Annotated in this window: 19 protein-coding genes; 8 read left to right on the forward strand and 11 right to left on the reverse strand. The window is 37.5% G+C overall.

The genetic code is table 11. The features are described from left to right. Positions 1-30 precede the first annotated feature (30 nt). From AB7942_RS02615 to AB7942_RS02625, 3 genes are all read right to left on the reverse strand, one after another. The gene (locus AB7942_RS02615; protein WP_369445669.1) at positions 31-762 is read right to left on the reverse strand and encodes a YwiC-like family protein; all 732 of its coding nucleotides are present in this window, start codon (positions 760-762) and stop codon (positions 31-33) included. Positions 763-1,086: 324 nt separating this feature from the next. Further along, positions 1,087-1,635 carry a molybdopterin-guanine dinucleotide biosynthesis protein B gene (mobB, locus tag AB7942_RS02620; RefSeq protein ID WP_335712207.1) on the reverse strand — a complete coding sequence of 183 codons (549 nt, stop codon included), beginning with the start codon at positions 1,633-1,635 and terminating at the stop codon, positions 1,087-1,089. Beyond that, positions 1,623-2,888, reverse strand: coding sequence for a molybdopterin molybdotransferase MoeA (locus AB7942_RS02625; protein ID WP_369445670.1), 1,266 nt, complete (start codon positions 2,886-2,888; stop codon positions 1,623-1,625). Before AB7942_RS02625 ends, mobB begins: the two co-directional genes overlap by 13 nt. Positions 2,889-3,128: 240 nt before the next feature. On the opposite strand from AB7942_RS02625, the gene ric reads away from it, so the two are divergent. After that, the gene (gene ric / locus AB7942_RS02630) at positions 3,129-3,824 is read left to right on the forward strand and encodes an iron-sulfur cluster repair di-iron protein (protein WP_369445671.1); all 696 of its coding nucleotides are present in this window, start codon (positions 3,129-3,131) and stop codon (positions 3,822-3,824) included. Between the two features lie 73 nt (positions 3,825-3,897). Here the strand turns inward: ric and moaA are convergent, their stop codons facing one another. After that, entirely contained in the window at positions 3,898-4,914 is a 1,017-nt protein-coding gene (gene moaA / locus AB7942_RS02635; protein ID WP_369445672.1) for a GTP 3',8-cyclase MoaA, read from the reverse strand. A gap of 362 nt (positions 4,915-5,276) precedes the next feature. Between moaA and AB7942_RS02640 the strand changes: the two genes are divergently transcribed. Then, positions 5,277-5,975: a Crp/Fnr family transcriptional regulator gene (locus AB7942_RS02640; RefSeq protein ID WP_098932856.1), complete on the forward strand. Its 699-nt coding sequence runs from the start codon at positions 5,277-5,279 to the stop codon at positions 5,973-5,975. Positions 5,976-6,056: 81 nt separating this feature from the next. Here the strand turns inward: AB7942_RS02640 and AB7942_RS02645 are convergent, their stop codons facing one another. Then, complete coding sequence (locus AB7942_RS02645; protein ID WP_335713018.1) at positions 6,057-7,181, reverse strand: TIGR04053 family radical SAM/SPASM domain-containing protein; 1,125 nt, start codon at positions 7,179-7,181, stop codon at positions 6,057-6,059. 210 nt (positions 7,182-7,391) lie between these two features. Beyond that, positions 7,392-7,700, reverse strand: coding sequence for a metal-sulfur cluster assembly factor (locus tag AB7942_RS02650; protein ID WP_088086048.1), 309 nt, complete (start codon positions 7,698-7,700; stop codon positions 7,392-7,394). A 277-nt stretch (positions 7,701-7,977) separates the two neighbouring features. Here AB7942_RS02650 and AB7942_RS02655 point away from each other — a divergent pair, with 277 nt between their 5' ends. The 3 genes from AB7942_RS02655 (at position 7,978) to AB7942_RS02665 (ending at position 9,245) form a co-directional block, all read left to right on the forward strand. Then, positions 7,978-8,793 (forward strand): Cof-type HAD-IIB family hydrolase, encoded by an 816-nt coding sequence (locus AB7942_RS02655; protein ID WP_088086047.1) that lies wholly within the window; start codon positions 7,978-7,980, stop codon positions 8,791-8,793. A 112-nt stretch (positions 8,794-8,905) separates the two neighbouring features. Continuing rightward, positions 8,906-9,058 carry a hypothetical protein gene (locus AB7942_RS02660; protein ID WP_168242474.1) on the forward strand — a complete coding sequence of 51 codons (153 nt, stop codon included), beginning with the start codon at positions 8,906-8,908 and terminating at the stop codon, positions 9,056-9,058. Position 9,059: 1 nt separating this feature from the next. Then, positions 9,060-9,245, forward strand: a complete 186-nt coding sequence (locus AB7942_RS02665; protein WP_088086046.1) for a DUF3813 domain-containing protein — start codon at positions 9,060-9,062, stop codon at positions 9,243-9,245. Positions 9,246-9,415: 170 nt separating this feature from the next. Here the strand turns inward: AB7942_RS02665 and AB7942_RS02670 are convergent, their stop codons facing one another. Next, complete coding sequence (locus tag AB7942_RS02670) at positions 9,416-10,258, reverse strand: YitT family protein (RefSeq protein ID WP_369445673.1); 843 nt, start codon at positions 10,256-10,258, stop codon at positions 9,416-9,418. A 124-nt stretch (positions 10,259-10,382) separates the two neighbouring features. Between AB7942_RS02670 and AB7942_RS02675 the strand changes: the two genes are divergently transcribed. After that, positions 10,383-11,243 (forward strand): DegV family protein, encoded by an 861-nt coding sequence (locus AB7942_RS02675; RefSeq protein WP_369445674.1) that lies wholly within the window; start codon positions 10,383-10,385, stop codon positions 11,241-11,243. 44 nt (positions 11,244-11,287) lie between these two features. Here AB7942_RS02675 and AB7942_RS02680 read toward each other — a convergent pair whose 3' ends face one another. Beyond that, positions 11,288-11,419 carry a DUF3941 domain-containing protein gene (locus tag AB7942_RS02680; protein WP_024028473.1) on the reverse strand — a complete coding sequence of 44 codons (132 nt, stop codon included), beginning with the start codon at positions 11,417-11,419 and terminating at the stop codon, positions 11,288-11,290. A 67-nt stretch (positions 11,420-11,486) separates the two neighbouring features. Further along, positions 11,487-12,350: a CvfB family protein gene (locus AB7942_RS02685; RefSeq protein WP_088086043.1), complete on the reverse strand. Its 864-nt coding sequence runs from the start codon at positions 12,348-12,350 to the stop codon at positions 11,487-11,489. A 136-nt stretch (positions 12,351-12,486) separates the two neighbouring features. On the opposite strand from AB7942_RS02685, the gene AB7942_RS02690 reads away from it, so the two are divergent. Then, positions 12,487-12,984: a YajQ family cyclic di-GMP-binding protein gene (locus AB7942_RS02690; protein WP_088086042.1), complete on the forward strand. Its 498-nt coding sequence runs from the start codon at positions 12,487-12,489 to the stop codon at positions 12,982-12,984. 113 nt (positions 12,985-13,097) lie between these two features. After that, positions 13,098-13,970 (forward strand): SDR family oxidoreductase, encoded by an 873-nt coding sequence (locus AB7942_RS02695; RefSeq protein ID WP_369445675.1) that lies wholly within the window; start codon positions 13,098-13,100, stop codon positions 13,968-13,970. 214 nt (positions 13,971-14,184) lie between these two features. Here AB7942_RS02695 and AB7942_RS02700 read toward each other — a convergent pair whose 3' ends face one another. After that, positions 14,185-15,696, reverse strand: a complete 1,512-nt coding sequence (locus tag AB7942_RS02700) for an alpha-amylase family glycosyl hydrolase (protein ID WP_369445676.1) — start codon at positions 15,694-15,696, stop codon at positions 14,185-14,187. A gap of 116 nt (positions 15,697-15,812) precedes the next feature. Continuing rightward, positions 15,813-17,660: an asparagine synthase (glutamine-hydrolyzing) gene (asnB, locus tag AB7942_RS02705; protein ID WP_369445677.1), complete on the reverse strand. Its 1,848-nt coding sequence runs from the start codon at positions 17,658-17,660 to the stop codon at positions 15,813-15,815. Positions 17,661-17,781: the final 121 nt, after the last annotated feature.

Below are 17,781 nucleotides of genomic sequence, written 5' to 3' on the forward strand. Positions count from 1 at the left end.
AGCGGAAATCAGCCACGTGTAACATAGCTCTTATTTTAATAAGATTATTTGAATCGCCATGATCGTAAAGAATATAGCTGAATTTATTATTTCGTAAATGCCAATTTGTTTAGGAGATAGTGGTTTCCCATAAAATATCATAGCTCTCAGAAGACTTGGGATAAATGCTATTGCAACGATCCAAAAGCCAACTCCGATCCACACTGCCACTAAAAGAAAATGGTAAATCCATGAAATCCATTTAAATTGGGTATTCTTCTTTTCCCTGATCATTGTTTTGACATAAAAAGTACAACCCACAAAAAACAGGACTGAAGTTACAAAGGTGAAAACAAGTGTCTCTATGTTCATAACACCGTGTCCTAAATAACTGCTTGCTAATCCAGCAACTGAAAAGGCAAAAATAGCAGAGATGTCATTCATAAAAGCACGGTCTTGATTTTTGGAAGTAAAGTAAGCATTTATTATAAAAAACAGAATCATTAGAAGACCAAAATAAAAAATCGTTGGTCTTTCCAAAAGAGGAATAAGTAAAAGTAATAGGGATGGAATCATATATACAAGTGTCCATTTAGTATAAAACTGAGGTTTTTTCTTTTTAAATAAAAGAAGCATCGGATAGGTCGCCAAGTATAATAGGAGCCATCCAAAGAAAAATGGGACATGCTTCCACATAAATCCTCCTTCAATGACACCAAGCCAAAAAGGGATGATTAGCATTGCCCATGCACCATGTTGTTTCGGTAAAAATAACTTCATCATTTTCACTCCTCTTCCTTGACTAACCTAAATATAAGCCAGCAAAGCGGAAAAATAAGTGAAACACATCACATAATTACAGTAAAAAAGAAGGACTCCGCCTTCTTTTTGTGACAAATTTGTTTAGGTTAAAATGGAAGTACAGCAAATCTATATCATCTACTAGGTAACTTCAATCATCTCTAGGTCGGTTATCTGATGAGTGATTGCTGTATTTCCATTAAAGACCCATAATTCTATTTTAACAAACATTATATCCCCTAATTTGAATTGTAGAGTAAATCCATATTTCAAGCTGTGATAAAAGTAACAGATTTGACAATTTTATTAACTTTTTTGATCAATATTATGAACATGCTCCTGAAGTACTTGCGCAGTCCAGATTAATGCACCTTCATCGTTGATATGAAAGCTGGGCACTTTGATTCTTGATGTGATTTGCTCCTGCATTTCTTCCTTCCAATATACAATAGCAGAAACATTACTTACGGTATCTAACAAAGAAAGGTCACTTTCATCTCTTAATAGCAGTAACTTCGGGAAGGACTTTAACTTATAACCTTCGATTAATATTACATCTGGATGAAAGAATTTCATTAACTCGATCTGATCTTCTAGTGATGGATAGAAATTGTCAGCCTGTAACATTAAACTTCCATCTCCTTCAACAATCGAGGCAAGTGCACCTGCATTTAGATGTTTTTCTGTATCTTTCTGTGGCAGGGCTGCAAGCCTGCCTCCATGACCATGATGCTTAATCGTAACTGTTTTAAGTCCTTTTTTTACTAAGTCTTCGATTAGTTTGGCTGTTATCGTGGTTTTACCACTATTTTGATAACCAACCACCTGAAAGACGACAGGCTTTACCACGGCCACAAACTGCCAACCTGGTCTTCAAGCAGAAGGACGTCCACTTCACTTCCGGCTGTAAAGCCTCTAGTTCCGCCTGGAAGAATCATCAACGAATTCGCTCCAGAAAGGCTCATAATAATGTTAGACTTGTCAAGTCCACTCGGTGTTGCCTTTAGTCTTCCCGCATCTATAAACGTAGAACTTCGGACAAACCTTGTAAATGGATTGGCTTTAGGAAAATCGACTTCTAAAAGTGCTTGCTCTTTACGAAGGTGAGGTTTTTCTGAAAAAAGCATCCTACGGATAATTGGGCGGGCAAACAATTCAAAGCCTACATAACAAGCCGAAGGATTACCCGAAAGCCCAAAGAGAAGCTTCCCATTGTGCTGTGCAACCGTCGTCACACTCCCAGGCCGCATGGCAACTTTATTAAAGAAAACCTCTGCCCCAAGCTTTTCATAAATAGCAGGCAGATAATCAAAATCCCCAACTGAAACCCCACCGGTGGTAATTAATAAGTCTACTTCATTTATTGCTTTTTGGACTGCTTCAAAGCAAGTGTCAAATTCATCAGGAAGCTTTCCAAAATAATGAACAATGCCTCCCGCTCTTTCAATTTGGGCTGCAATCATATGTGAATTACTATTACGAATTTTTCCTGGAACCAAGGATTCATTTACTTCTAAAAGCTCTGTCCCTGTTGCAAACAAACCAACACGTGGCTTTTTCGCAACGGACACTCGTTCATATCCAAATGTTGCAAGCATGGCTTGAATTCCAGGATTTATCAATGTTCCTTTTTTCACCAAAACTTCACCCTGCTTGGCATCTTCACCACTGAACGAAACGTTATCACCCTTTTTAAAGCTGCGTTTAATGGACATATATGAGAATCCATTCTTTTCGTAGGCCTTAGCCACCTCAAACATAACGACAGCATCTGTTCCAACTGGCATCATTGCTCCAGTCATAATCCTAACAGCTTGCTGCTCTCCTATTACTTTAGTAGAAACCATTCCAGCGCCGATGTGATCGACCACTTCAAATTCAACTACATTGGATAGCGAAGCCTCACGTGTATCGATTGACCTAACAGCAAAGCCATCATACGGTGCACGGTCAAAATGGGGCACATCGCTAGTTGCGATCAAATCCTCCGATAAAAAGCGGCCAAAGCTTTCATTTATCGAAACTTGTTCGGTCACACCAAGTAATTGATATTCCATTATGCTTTTGACCGCTTCTCCAATTGGTATCGGTCTTCTTCTTTCGAACAAAATAATCAGCTCCTGCCTTAAACAAATATCTATCCATTGTGATATGTACTATTAGTCATCGACTAATCAACATTATAAGCTTATTAAAAACTAACTAACATATCAAATGTCACAAAATAAAAGAATCTTGCCAAAAAATATAAAATCATAGGGAATGTGTGATTCAGGTCACCTAGTTTTTTTCTATTTTACATTATGATTAGGTTAGATTTAATCTTGGACTTTGGGAGGAAATTAAAGATGAGTTTCACAATTACAGCTAATTCATTAGTTAAAGATATTGTTAACGAATTACCTAAAACAAGTGATGTTTTTAAAAAGAACCGAATCGATTTTTGCTGCGGTGGTAATATCTCATTAACAGAAGCAGTTGCTCAAACTAGGCTTAACCTTGATACTTTGTTAGATGAATTAAAAGAAGTTTTTGATAAATACGAAAACACCGAGAAAGATGTTGAGGTTTGGACTAATTCTGATTCAACTACAATTATTGATCATGTTATTTCAAACTACCATCGTGTATCTGAAGAGGAACTAACTATGCTAAGTCCCTATGTAACGAAGGTTTCACGTGTCCATGGAGATAACCATCCAGAGTTACTTAAGGTTTACGAACTCTTCTATGAATTCAAAAAAGAATTGATGGAGCATATGGCGAAAGAGGAAGCTGTTGTATTCCCATTAATTAAGCAGCTTGCAGATGGAACCGTGGAGAATCGTGAAGAAGCAATTGCAATGATTGTTGAATTAGAAAAAGAACATGACCATGCCGGTGAAATTTTAAGAGAGATCCGTGCAGTAACTTCTGACTACACTCTACCTCTGGATGCATGCGGTACGTACCGATTAGTATATGCACGCTTGGAAGCGTTAGAAGGATTAACCTTTATGCATGTGCATCTTGAAAACAACATCCTATTTCCTAGGTATCTTTAATAAAATCAACAGTCCGCTTTTCTTAAAGCGGGCTGTTTCTTTCTACAAAAAAACTCTCTTCATGGAAGAGAGTTTAACCACCAATATAGGACATTTCTATTTTTTTACGGTTTTTGTGCGTTTCGGCTGTTCGTTCGTCTGAATATCTGTCATCTCGTCCATTCCAAATGGCGCTCACCCGCTCACGGATTTCTTCATCAGAGGCACCGTTTCTCATAAAATTACGGATATCATGCCCATTCCCATTAAATAAACAAGTAAAAATCTGACCATTCGCTGAAAGTCGAGAACGAGTGCAGCTTGAACAAAACGATTCCGAAACAGACGTGATAAATCCTACATTCACATCTTTATCTTTATAGCGGTACACCTTCGCCACTTCTCCGTAGTAGGCTGGGTCAACAGGTTCAATATCAAATTGTTCTTTTAACAAATAATAAATCTGTTTTTTTGTAATAACATCATCCATTTTCCAGCCGTTCGTGGAGCCAACATCCATGAATTCTATATAGCGAAGCTCCAGACTGTTCTCCTTGCAGTACTCTGCCATTGGAATAATTTCAGTATCATTCAAACCTTTTTTGACAACCATATTTATTTTGACCCCAAGACCTGCTTGTTTCGCTGCTTCAATGCCTTCCAAAACTGGCCCAGTTCCAACCCCACGCCCGTTAATTTGGCCAAACAATTCATCGTTTAGGGTATCAAGGCTGACATTTACTCTTTTGAGTCCTGCTTCCTTTAAATCTTTGGCAAATTTCGGCAGGAGCACACCATTCGTCGTTAATCCGATATCAAGTAAGCCCTCAATAGCTGACAGCTTCTTAACAAGAATGGGCATATCTCTTCGAAGAAGAGGTTCTCCTCCAGTTAGGCGAATTTTTTCCACACCCAAACTAACAAATATTTTCGCTATTCGTTCGATCTCTTCATAGGATAGCAAAGCACTTTTAGGAAGAAACTCAAAATCAGGACCAAATTGATCTGCTGGCATACAGTATTGGCAACGGAAATTACATCGATCAATCACAGAAATTCTTAAGTCATGCAATGGTCTATTTAATTTATCTTTAATAATGGTTTTTTCCATTCCATATCAACTCCATTATTTTTGGAACCTAATGATATTCAGTGTACCAGTCTTTAGATAAAAAAACTGTTACTTTATTCACTATAACAATACTTTTTAATACAATTCTTATCTTAGCAGATGTTTTACAATCTATAAATAACTGTTTTGGAAAAAAATTTCCTCTACAGATTTTATTCATTTAAACGATAATTCAAATAGAAAATAAATAAACATGATTAATTTCATATGAGTTTTCACTATATTGTCATTGTTTACTTCTTCTTATTGATTCCTCATGAGATAAAATGGTACTAACAAACTAAACATTGATCACTATGGAAAATAGATGATTGTTAATATGACACATTGAGGTGAAGCTGATGACAGCAATAATGAAACCAACTCATTCAATTGAAATAAAAGAATTGCTTAAATTTGCAGACCGGAAATTTAAAAGTGAAAAAGGAAGCTTTTTATTTCAAGAAGGAATGCTTGCGGAAGAACTTTACATTATCATTTCCGGCAAAATTCAAATCAGTAAAATTACTTCAGATGGCCGTGAACTTTCATTAAGAATTTGTGGAGAAAATGATATATGCGGGGAATTAACCCTATTTACTGATAACCCCAGATATTTATTAAGTGCAATGGTTCTTGAAGAAGGAGAAATCGTAGCAATAAAAAAGGATATAATCGAAAGTGAAATTTTCCAAAACAGTAAGCTTGCTTTTGAATTTATGAAATGGATGAGTGATCATTTCCGGAAAACACAAACAAAATTTCGCGACCTCGTTTTAAATGGAAAACGAGGTGCCCTTTTCTCAACACTTATCCGTATGTCGAATAGTTATGGTATTCAAAAAGATAATGAAATCTTAATAGATCTGCCGTTAACCAACCAAGAACTTGCCAACTTCTGCGGTACATCACGTGAGAGTACAAACCGTATACTTAGTGAACTAAAGAAAGATAAAATCATTTCAGTTAAAAAAGGAAAGATTTCAATATTGGATTTACAATACTTAAAAAATGAAATCGACTGTGAAAATTGTTCTGCCGTTTATTGCAATATCGAATAGGCTAGCCTATACTTATTTGCAGTTATCTATATACGCAAGGCTGTCTCACTATAATAAGGCAGCCTTTTTTATCGGTTTTAATTACTGTTCTTGCTTTTCTCTTAATGATTTAGGAATATAAACGCAGAATGGCTCGCTTTCTAGATAATCTCCAGTCATTGCATAAGCTCTAGACCTTGATCCCCCGCAAACATGACGGAATTCACAGACACCACATTTCCCTTTAAAAAGATCTGGGTTTCTTAGTGATTGGAAAATTGGTGATTCACGATAAATTTCAGCTAATGGCGTTTCCCGGATATTACCAGCTTTAACGGGTAATAGTCCGCTTGGATATACATCGCCAATATGGGAGATGAAAACAAAACCATTACCATCATTAACACCTTTTGGTGCTCGTCCTAAACCATCGATAGAGCCTGTTAATCCTTTTTCTGTTAATGCACTTAAATACTCAATCTCATCTGTTGTTTCCTTCGCTTCGCGCATTTTTTGTTGAATCACAACACGTCTATAGTGCATGGCTTCTGTTGTTTTGATATCAAAAGACACGCGCTTACTTAAATCATATAGCCATCTGAATACTTTTTCATGTTGAACTGGAGAAATCATATCTGATTGTTGACCTCTTCCTGTTGGCACTAGGAAAAAAACACTCCATAACACACATTCTAAATCTTCAACCATTTTTGCCATTTCATCAAGGTAGTCAATATTGTAACGGGAAATCACCGTATTAATCTGAATTGGTAATCCAACTTCATGCAAATATTTTATTTTTTCCATGGTAAGGTCAAATGATCCAGCTGTTCCCCTAAAATGGTCATGAATCTCAGCCCTAGGACCATCAATACTAAATGCCCAGCGAGCAAGACCAACTTCTTTTGCTTTTTCAATTGCTTCTTTTGTTACATTTGGTGTCGCGCTTGGGGTCATTGATACCCGTACGCCTTTTTCAACTGCATATTTCGCAATATCAAAAACATCTTCTCTCATCAGCGGGTCTCCGCCAGTAAAAACAAGCATCGGATTGTTCATTTCATATATTTGATCAATTAAATTTTTTCCTTCTTCAAATGATAGTTCACGTGGATCCCTTTTATACTGTGCATCGGCACGACAGTGTAGACACTTTAATTGACAAGCTCTAGTGAGTTCCCATATTACGATAAAAGGGTCTTTATTAAAATCTCGGCTAATAGCCATATGAAACGCCTCCTAATAACGGCTATTCAAATCCAACAGCCTTATTAATCTGTATTATAAAGGTGTTTATATTTGAAAAAAGTGAACTATCTCACATTCAGTATGCTAGATATGTCTGAAACGTGAAGAAAAATACAAAAACAGCAGAAAATCTGCTGTTTCTAAAAAATACGCTTATTTTACTGAGAGTTCAAAAGCCTCTAATTAAGCTTAGCGAATTCCTAATGCGATTTTCGCATAACGTGACATCATTTCTTTATTCCATGGAGGATTAAAAACAATATTTACTTCTACTTCTTTGATCTCCGGAATGTCGGCCAATGCCCGTTTAACCTGGTCAACAATTGTTCCAGCAAGTGGGCAGCCCATTGAAGTTAACGTCATGGTAATCGTTACATTTCCTTCTTCATCCATTTCAGCATTATATACTAATCCTAAATTAACAATATCTACCCCTAGTTCAGGGTCAATTACTAGTTCTAAGGCACCCATGATATTTTCTTTTAGTTCTTCATTCATGTTTGATCCACTCCTTCATTATCTTGTCCCACTCTATTATAGCAAATGATCAAGCATGCTAAGATTGAGACTTAGTTAAAAAAAGTATATAGTTTTTTTATATCTTTTGGTGTGAATTTTTTTACAGTTTAGATATAAAATTGTTAACATAGTAAAGATAGGAATAAGAAATTCCACTAAGTATTAAATGCATAATTGCAGTGTAACATGTATATAAATTTTTTCCTAAAGCGACGCACTTTATTAGCGATGAAAATTATAATTAGAAGGAGTTATTATGACAGATAGACACTTAATTGCATTAGATTTAGATGGGACATTATTAAAAGATGATAAAACGATATCATTAAAAACACACGGAATTATTAAAAAAGCAAGAGAACAAGGTCATATCGTTATGATTGCAACAGGAAGGCCTTATCGTTCCAGTGAGATGTACTATCGGGAATTGGATTTAGACACACCGATTGTCAATTTCAATGGAGCATTTATGCATCACCCTCGAAAACCTGATTGGGGATTTTATCATGAACCTCTTGATATAAAGGTGGCAAAAGAAATTGTGGAAGCGTGCAGAAGTTTCCACTTCCATAATATAATTGCCGAAGTGATCGATGATGTTTACTTCCATTATCACGATGAAAAGCTGTTAGATATTTTCAACTTTGGCAATCCAAAAATCACTACGGGAGATCTGGCAAATTATTTAAATGATTCACCCACGAGTTTATTAATTCATACAGAGGAGGATCAATTAAAGATAATTCGCGAACACTTATCGGCCGTCCATGCAGAAGTTATCGATCATCGCAGTTGGGCCGCTCCATGGCATGTGGTTGAAATTATAAAGGTTGGCTTAAGTAAGGCTGTGGGGTTAAAAAAGGCTTCTGATTATTATGGTATTCCCGCTGAGAGAATTATTGCGTTTGGCGATGAAGACAACGACCTTGAAATGCTTGAATTTGCTGGGCATGGGATTGCCATGGGAAACGCAATCGACAAAGCGAAAAATATTGCTAATGACGTCACTCTAAGTAACGAAGAAGATGGTGTTGCTCAATATTTGGCAGATTTGTTAAATATAAAATATTAACACTCATTTCACCATTGTTTACCTAAATGAACCTCCCCCTTTTGGTACATACTATTTTTTGAGGCAGCGTTGCTGTTTCAATATGAGCTATGAGCATATTGGAGGGATTCGAATGGGTAAACGAAACAAATCAAAACGCTTTGTCCAGCAAGGAGTGGATACGGTCAGTAAGCATGCTGAACGTATTCCTTATCACATGACTTACGCTGAAGCGGAAGCTCAGAAGATGTCCAATGTGCAAGAATCCTCGCTTGGAGGAATATAACATGGGAAACCAATTGTTCCAAGAAGCACGAAGATTTGTTGAGATGGCGAAGTCTGCCGACCCAGCTGATCTTGATTCTGCTGTCGCGAAAGCTAAAAATGCATTAAGTTCTGCTTATGCAAATTCGACTGTAGCAGAGCAAGCACAGCTCCAACAAATGCAACAAGAGCTTGAACAGATGACTTAAAAAGAAAAGCGGAGGCACCTAACTGGGCGCTTCCGCTTTTCTTTTTGTCTAGCTATAGCGCCTAGGGGCTCGGGGTCATCAGCCAATCCGTCCTGAAGGTTAAAAAGCAACCTTCATGCCGGCTCGTCTTATGCCTGTCGCCCCTGGACAAGGCGCTTCCGCTTTTCTTTTTATTCCTTACGAAAAAATCCATAGATATTGGTTGTTTGAATGATATTTGTAAAGGCATTGGGATCCACATCCTTAAGGATCCTTTCCAAATCAAAGAGCTCATAGCGTGTAATAACTACCATCAACATTTCTCTTGCTTCGTTTGAGAACGCACCTTTTGCTGGTAAAATCGTGATTCCTCTTACAAGTTTTTCTTGTATTGCTTTTTTCATGACATCAGCCTTTTTGGTAATAATTATTGCAGTGAGTTTTGCATGTCTAGTATGAATGGCGTCAATCACTCTAGTCGAAGTATATAAAGTAACAAGTGTATAAAGGGCTTTCTCCCAGCCATACAAAAATCCTGCTGTTATAATAATCACTCCATTTATAACCAACATATAGGGTCCAATCGGCTTGTCTTTCATTCTCGATAAAACCATTGCAATGATATCTACTCCGCCTGTTGAAGCTCCCCATTTTAACGTAATCCCGACGCCAACAGCTTGGATGACACCACCAAAAACAGCATTTAGAAGAATATCATTCGAAACTTGTTTAATAGGAATTAGTATTAAAAACAACGAGGACAGGGCAACACTTATAAAGCTATAGACGGTAAAGGATTTCCCTACCTTTTTCCAGCCTAAAATGGCCACAGGAATATTCAGCAATAATAATAAGAACCCTAGTGAAACATGGATAGGAGTATAGTCACTTAACACCTTTGAAAGTAGTTGTGCTATTCCAGTAAATCCACTTGAATAAATATTTGCCGGTACTAAAAATAAATTCATCGCTAACGCACTTAACAATGAGCCCGCTGCCACCACTGCCAGTTTTTGCGCCTGGAGCCATATCATTTCAATTTCCCCCTTTTTATGTGATTGTCAATCCATTAATACTTTTGTGGTGATTGCTAATTGTATTTTTATGGTGAAACCGATAAACTGAAACTATAAATTAGCCTGAAAGCAGGTGAGCTTCATGCAGGTAAGAATACTAGCTGATAGCGCATGCGATTTACCAAAAAGTTTTTATGAAGAGAATCATGTTACTTTATTTCCTTTAAAAGTCGAGATTAATGGCAAAGAATTTGAAGATGTAAAAACAATTGATCCAAACACCGTCTATGAGGCAATACGTAATGGCGTTGTTCCAAAAACATCTCAAGTCTCCCCACTTCTGTTTGAGGAAGTATTTACCAAAATGGCAGAAAAAGATGAAGATGGGATATACATAGCTTTTTCTTCAGCATTATCTGGTACATATTCAACCGCTGTTATGATTCTTGACCAAGTGAAGGAAAAATATCCAAATTTTAAGTTAACAATTGTCGATACAAAATGTGCATCGCTTGGATTTGGTCTTGTGGTTAAAGAAGCAGCATCACTCGCCATGAAAGGTGTCGATAAAGAAACAATCTTAGAAGATGTTGTTTTTAGAAGCCAACACATGGAACATCTTTTTACTGTTGAAGATTTAGATTATTTAGCAAAGGGTGGCCGAGTATCAAAAGCATCTGCCTTCCTCGGCGGATTATTGAACATTAAGCCAATCTTAAATGTGGAAGCCGGAAAACTTGTTCCAATTGAAAAAATCCGTGGGAAGAAAAAAGTGATGCGCCGTATCATCGAAATTATGAAGGAACGCGGGGCAAATATGAAAGACCAGGTGATTGGGATTAGCCAAGCCGATTGTGAAGAAACCACATTAGAAATGAAAGTAATGATTGAAGAAGAATTCCATCCAAAAGAGGTATTCATTTCTTCCATTGGTTCTGCCGTTGGGTCACATACAGGTGCAGGAACAATCGCGATTTTCTTCTTAAATCAATTACCATCTTAATAAAAAAATGAGTGAGGTGCGCACCTCACTCATTTTTCATTACTCTATTTATGGTCTGTCTGCTTGGAGTATTGATTTTTTCCAGCTTGACGATTTTTTTCGCGCATCATATTCTTTTCATGGCGAAGGGCATTGTTGTCTTTTGCTTTTTTATCGTTGTCTGATGTATGTGGCATATCCTTACCCCTTTCAAATAGATTCACTTTAGTTTCTGTCAATTTGAAAAGAGTATGTAAAAACACATTAATCTTTCTTTACATATGTCCAGTTGCCCTCTTGGTATACCCTGCCCTCTTTCATAAGCTTTCCAAGGGCCCGCTTGAAGGCACCTTTGCTCAAATCGAAGCGATCTTTAATATCTTCAGGCATGCTTTTATCGTTATAGGGCATGGCTCCATTTCTGCTCATTAGATATTCATATATCCGTTCCGCATCTAGATCCTGCGATTCCTCTTTCCTTGCTAGTAAAGAAACATTAATTGTTCCATCTTCCTTAACGTCAATAATCCTTCCCTCAACCTTTTCACCTATGCGGGGCTCTTCTGGTCTTTGTGATTCATGAATGAAACCTTTGAACCCTTCTATTGTAAAGATCCAGCTGCCTACTTTAGCTGTACGATAAATATGTCCCTGCACATTTTTATTGAAATTTTCTCTTGTTGCTTTTACGGAAATAGACTCAATTACTTGGTCACTGGCAAGCTTCGCGTAAAGAAGGTAATTGCTGCTTAGCTTTAAAGTTATGTAGACTAAATCTCCTGGCATTGGCCATACTGTCTTATGCACAGGCAAATCATCGATTCCTAACAAAATATCCTTTGGAAGTCCTATATTGATAAAGACGCCAATTCTGGGATTTATGTCCGTTACTTTAACCCAAGCATATCGTCCAATCGCAACCTCAGGAATAGTGGTTGATGCAGAGATTCGACCTTCTGAATCAACATAAAGAAACACTTCAACCTGATCCTCTTCTTCTAATTCTTGATTGGCTTGATTTATATGCAGCAAAACATCTTCATTACCGTCTGTTAAAAAATAGCCAAAGGATGCTTTACGGGCGACTGTTAATGTGGTTGTTTGACCAATAAGTTCATTTAAAGACATATATAACTCCTTCTTTCTTTTTCGGAGAATTTTCCTAAGCGGTTGTTACAACTGCTATATTTTACTATAATGTACCCATAAAGGGAAACTTTAGCAGGCTGGGTTTCACATATCGTTATAAAATGGAGGTTTTGTTATGTCAAAAGATAGCTCATTTGATATTGTATCTCAAGTAGACTTATCTGAAGTTTCAAATGCGATTGCCCAAACCATGAAGGAAATTGGCACTCGCTATGATTTTAAAGGCAGTAAAAGTGAAGTCTCACTTGATAAGGAAAAAGAAGAGCTTGTTCTTATTTCAGATGATGAATATAAAATGGACCAGCTTAAAGATGTTTTGTTTAGCAAACTGATGAAACGAAGCGTTCCCGTTAGAAATCTTGACTATGGGAAAGTCGAAAAAGCATCAGGCGGAACTGTTCGCCAAAGAGCCAAGCTCGTTCAAGGTATTGATAAAGAAAATGCCAAAAAAATCAATACAATTATTAAAAATAGTGGCGTCAAGGTAAAAAGTCAGGTACAGGACGATCAAGTTCGTGTTAGCGGTAAAAACCGCGATGATTTACAAAAAATAATCTCCCTCGTGCGCGAAGCGGACTTAACTGTAGATGTCCAGTTTATTAATTATCGGTAAAACAAAACGGCGGAAGGATTTAAAATCCTTTCGCTTTTTATTATCTTTATTTTTCATAATTTAACCCATTTAACTAAAACTAATTGTGAGTAAATACTTGGAGGTTTTAGTAAATGAGCAACAATCAAAATAAACAAAAGAATATCTTTCCACCTCAGCATCAGAACCATCAACCTGGTATAGAAAGTGAAATGAATCCTCGGCCTATCTCAGTTGATCCTAAATATAAGCCTGGAGGAAAATTAGCAGGGAAGACAGCGATTATTACAGGAGGCGACAGTGGTATTGGCAAATCTGTTGCTATTTATTTTGCCAAAGAAGGGGCAGATATTGCTATTGTCTATTTGGAAGAGCATCAAGATGCAGAAGAAACTAAACAAATGATTGAAGCCGAGGGCCGAAGATGTCTTCTTTATTCGGGTGACATTGGCAATGAAAATTTTTGTAAGGAGACTGTCAATAAGATTCATTCTGAGTTTGGCCGATTAGATATACTCGTCAACAATGCGGCGGAACAACATCCGCAAAAAAGCTTATTATCTATTACTTCGGATCAATTGGAAAAAACGTTCCGAACGAATATTTTCTCCTTTTTTTATATGACTAAAATGGTGCTGCCTTTTTTAAAACAAGGGGCATCCATCATTAATACTGCCTCGATTACTGCTTACAAGGGGAATGACCAATTATTGGACTATTCAGCTACAAAAGGTGCGGTTGTTTCCTTTACCCGCTCTTTAGCGATGTCTCTTGCACCTCAAGGGATTCGTGTTAATGGTGTGGCTCCAGGTCCCATTTGGACACCACTCATTCCATCGACTTTCCCTGCAGACCAGGTTGCAGCTTTCGGATCAACTACCCCAATGGGGAGAGCAGGACAACCATTTGAATTGGCCGCAAGCTATGTTTTCCTGGCTTCAGATGACTCCTCCTATGTAAGCGGGCAAATGATTCATGTAAATGGCGGGGAGATTATCAATGGATAGAAAAGCGGAGGCGCCCGTTTAGCGGCGTATGGACTGGAGCGCTTTGACTGAGATAAAGGAAACACGGAGAGCGTAAGCGCATTCGTGCTTGACTTATCGTAGGGAAAAGAGCGAAGTCCACTAGACGCTGGGCGCCGGAGCTAGACAGTTATCTAAGTTCAAATACTTATACTTTTTTATCTTTTAAAAAAATGTCGGGGATTTCCCCGACATTTTATCTTCTTCGTTTCCTTATTTTATAAAGAAATAAGAAACACAACAGGTATACAACGACTACGCTAGCAATTAATGAGAAATTGATGCCACTTTTCTCAGCTAAAATATATACCTCTGAATTATCCCGATCAAGGATGATCATGTATTTATTATCTTCACTTTTAACTTTATCTCCTGCCAACAGGCCCCGCAGCTCTTTTCCACCTTCAATTTGACTATTTGTTAACGTAACACTTTGGGATTTACTCGAATTATTGATGGCAATTATTGACGTTTCACCCTTATAAACCCGTTTATAAACTGCCATTCCCTTTTGATCATAGAGCATTTCCATTGTCCCTCTTGTTAGCGACGGAAGCTGATTTCTTAATTCACTCACCTTGGTAATATAATCAATCAGGTCCTTTTCCGCTCGAAAGCTCATTTGCCCACGGTTATCCGGGATTTCTCCCCCATTTAGAGCAATTTCACTTCCATAATAAAAGAAGGGGATTCCAGGGGTCGTATAAAGATAAACCAATGCTGTTTTCCAGCGTGAGCCAGGGAATTGTTTCTTTGCCACAATATCACTCGTAAATCTTGACGTATATTCGTTATCCATAAAATTTGCCCTTAATAAGGCGTTCTGACCATTATCAGCAGCCGAATAAAGTGTGCTGAAAGATTGATCCGTACCTGCAAACGTTTTTCTTAACTTTTCACTATACGAGTAATCAACTACACTATCTATTCCGGCACTTTCATACTCTTTCAGATTAGTTGAGGTATTTTTTGACATGACTCCCAACAGAAAGAAATCCTTTTTTTCTTTCTTAACTTCAGTTGAAAAATCTGTCCAAAAGCTTACTGGAACATAATTTACTTCTGGTAGACTAAGCCCATCAATATCTGTTTTATTAATCCACCATTTTGCTGCATCAATTAAGTATTTTTTTACTTCAGGGTTGTCCTGATTAAGGTCTGGCAGGCCATCCGACCAGCCCATTTCAAGCTCCTTCTGATTTTCATTTCCAGCTAGGGTATCCTTTTTTTTATGAAACCAGTCCTGCTTATTAATATCACTTAACCATGGATGTTCCGCAGCTACATTATTCGTCACAAAATCCATGATAACCTTCATCTTTCGCTTATGCGCTTCTTTTACAAGCGTTTGGACAGTCTTAATTGTGCCAAAATGCTCGTCCACTTTGTAAAAATCATTCACCCAAAAACCATGGTAGCCATTCTTCGCATTGTCAACTATCGGAGATAGTCGAATCGAAGTAAATCCCATATCATGGATGTAATCCAATTTATCAATAATACCTTGGATATCACCGCCGTTATATGCTAATGGGTCTTTGGCATTAACATCGATGTCATTTTTTCTATCCCCGTCGTTAAAACGATCTACCATGATAGAATAAACGGATTCATCCTGCCACAAACGTTCTTCCTTTTCAACAGCAGCATTTGCAGGAAATGATGAATTTAGTAATAATAGCATTAAAATAAAAGTAATTTTTTTCATAAAGTTATATCCTCCTCTAAAAAAAAAGAAGAGGATATCCTCTTCCCTACACCATTTTAATCTAATCAAGTCCTTATTCCAAATTTTTTATTCTTCGTTTTATCGGAAATTCATTTTTAATTTACTATGTTAATATTGTAATCCTTAAACCATGTGTGGAGCTGCACAAGATATGCCAATAACTGTGGTCCTGTCATCAACTGCCCAAACCAAGGTTCTTGAAATGAATTTCCACCAGACTTGACGATACTCTCAAGCTGTTCTTTATTAAAAAATTCATGCAATGCTGAGGATTTATCTTGTAATATATTTTCCACCAGTTTTTGAACGGCAATGGTATAGGCAGGATTATGTGTTTTTGGATAAGGGCTTTTTTTCCGGTACAATACTTCCTCTGGTAATATACCTTCAAATGCTTTTCTAAGAATCCCTTTTTCCCTGCCTCGATACATTTTCATCTCCCATGGGATATTCCATACATATTCGACAAGACGGTGATCAGCAAAGGGAACTCTGACTTCCAGGCTTGCTCCCATGCTCATTCGGTCTTTCCGATCAAGTAATGTCGTCATAAAATTAATCATATTAATATAAAATAATTCTCTGCGCTTAGAATCTTCCCCGCTTTCACCCTCTAGCCTTGGGGTTTCGGCGACCGCTTGATAATACTTTTCCATGACATAGTCATTTAATTTTAATTTTTCCTGCCAATGCGATTTCAACAAACTTTGTCTTTCTGCTACAGATCTCATCCAAGGAAATCCTGGACGTTCTAAGTCTTGTTTTCGATGGAACCAAGGATACCCCCCGAAAATTTCATCCGCACATTCCCCTGAAAGGCTGACAACAAAATCCTGTTTGATTTCCTTACAAAACCACAGTAACGATGAATCCACATCAGCCATCCCTGGAAGATCTCTGACATGTGTAGCTTCCACCAAATCATTGACCAATTGCTTTTGAGTGATAATCTTGTTATGGTGCTTTGTATTAAATTTATCCGTTATCATTTGAATAAATTTCCCATCAGCATCCGGCTGGAATTCATTTGAAGAAAAGAATTTGTCATTACCTTCATAATCGATTGAATAAGTGTGGAGCTGTCCTTTGTTCTGCTCTTGGAAACCCTTAGCAGCAATGGCCGTGATGATGCTAGAATCTAGTCCGCCAGACAAAAAGGTACTTAGAGGAACATCGGAAACAAGCTGCCTTGTTACCGCATCGGTGACTAAATAACGGACCTTTTCTGCTGTTTCTTCAACATTATCCTTGTGTTCACCACTTTTTACATTCCAATATCTCCAAATTTTTAAACCATTTTTTGAAAATGTTAATGCATGGGCTGGTCTCAGTTCTTTAATCCCTTTAAAAACACCAGAACCTGGTGACCTGGAAGGGCCGACTCCAAAGATCTCAGCAAGCCCCTCTTGATCAATCTCTGTTTTCACTTCTGGATGAGCTAAAATAGCCTTGGTTTCAGAAGCAAATAAAAGCCCCTTATTGTGTTCTCTGAAAAATAATGGTTTGACCCCTAACCGGTCACGTCCAATAAAGAGTTGTTCCTTCTTACTATCCCAGATTGCAAATGCATAAATCCCATTCAAGTAATTGACACACTCTTCCGCCCATTCTATATAGGCAGATAATAGAACTTCTGTATCAGAATGACCTTTAAATGAATATCCTTTAGTATGGAGAACTTTGCGGATATCTTCTGTATTATATAATTCCCCATTGTAGCAAATGGTGTAATCGAAGCCGTCTTTTTGTTTGGACATTGGCTGCCTTCCCCCTTCAGGGTCGACAACAATAAGTCTCTTATGGCCAAAAGCGACATGTGTTTCAGACCAGATGTTGGTCTCATCAGGTCCTCTTTTTGCCAGTGTATTTGTCATTTTGGTAAGTGTATCCGCTTCGTTCTTAAGTGATTTATCAAAATTAATCCAGCCTGTAATACCACACATTTCCTATCACACTCCTCATTAACAGCACTACTGTACATGAATTCATGTTTTTATAGTATTCAGCCCATGGGAAATGGTTAATTGTCCAAATAGAAAAGCGGAGGTCGATGGAGTAAGTCAA

The sequence above is a fragment of the Neobacillus sp. BF23-41 genome (genome assembly GCF_041106275.1).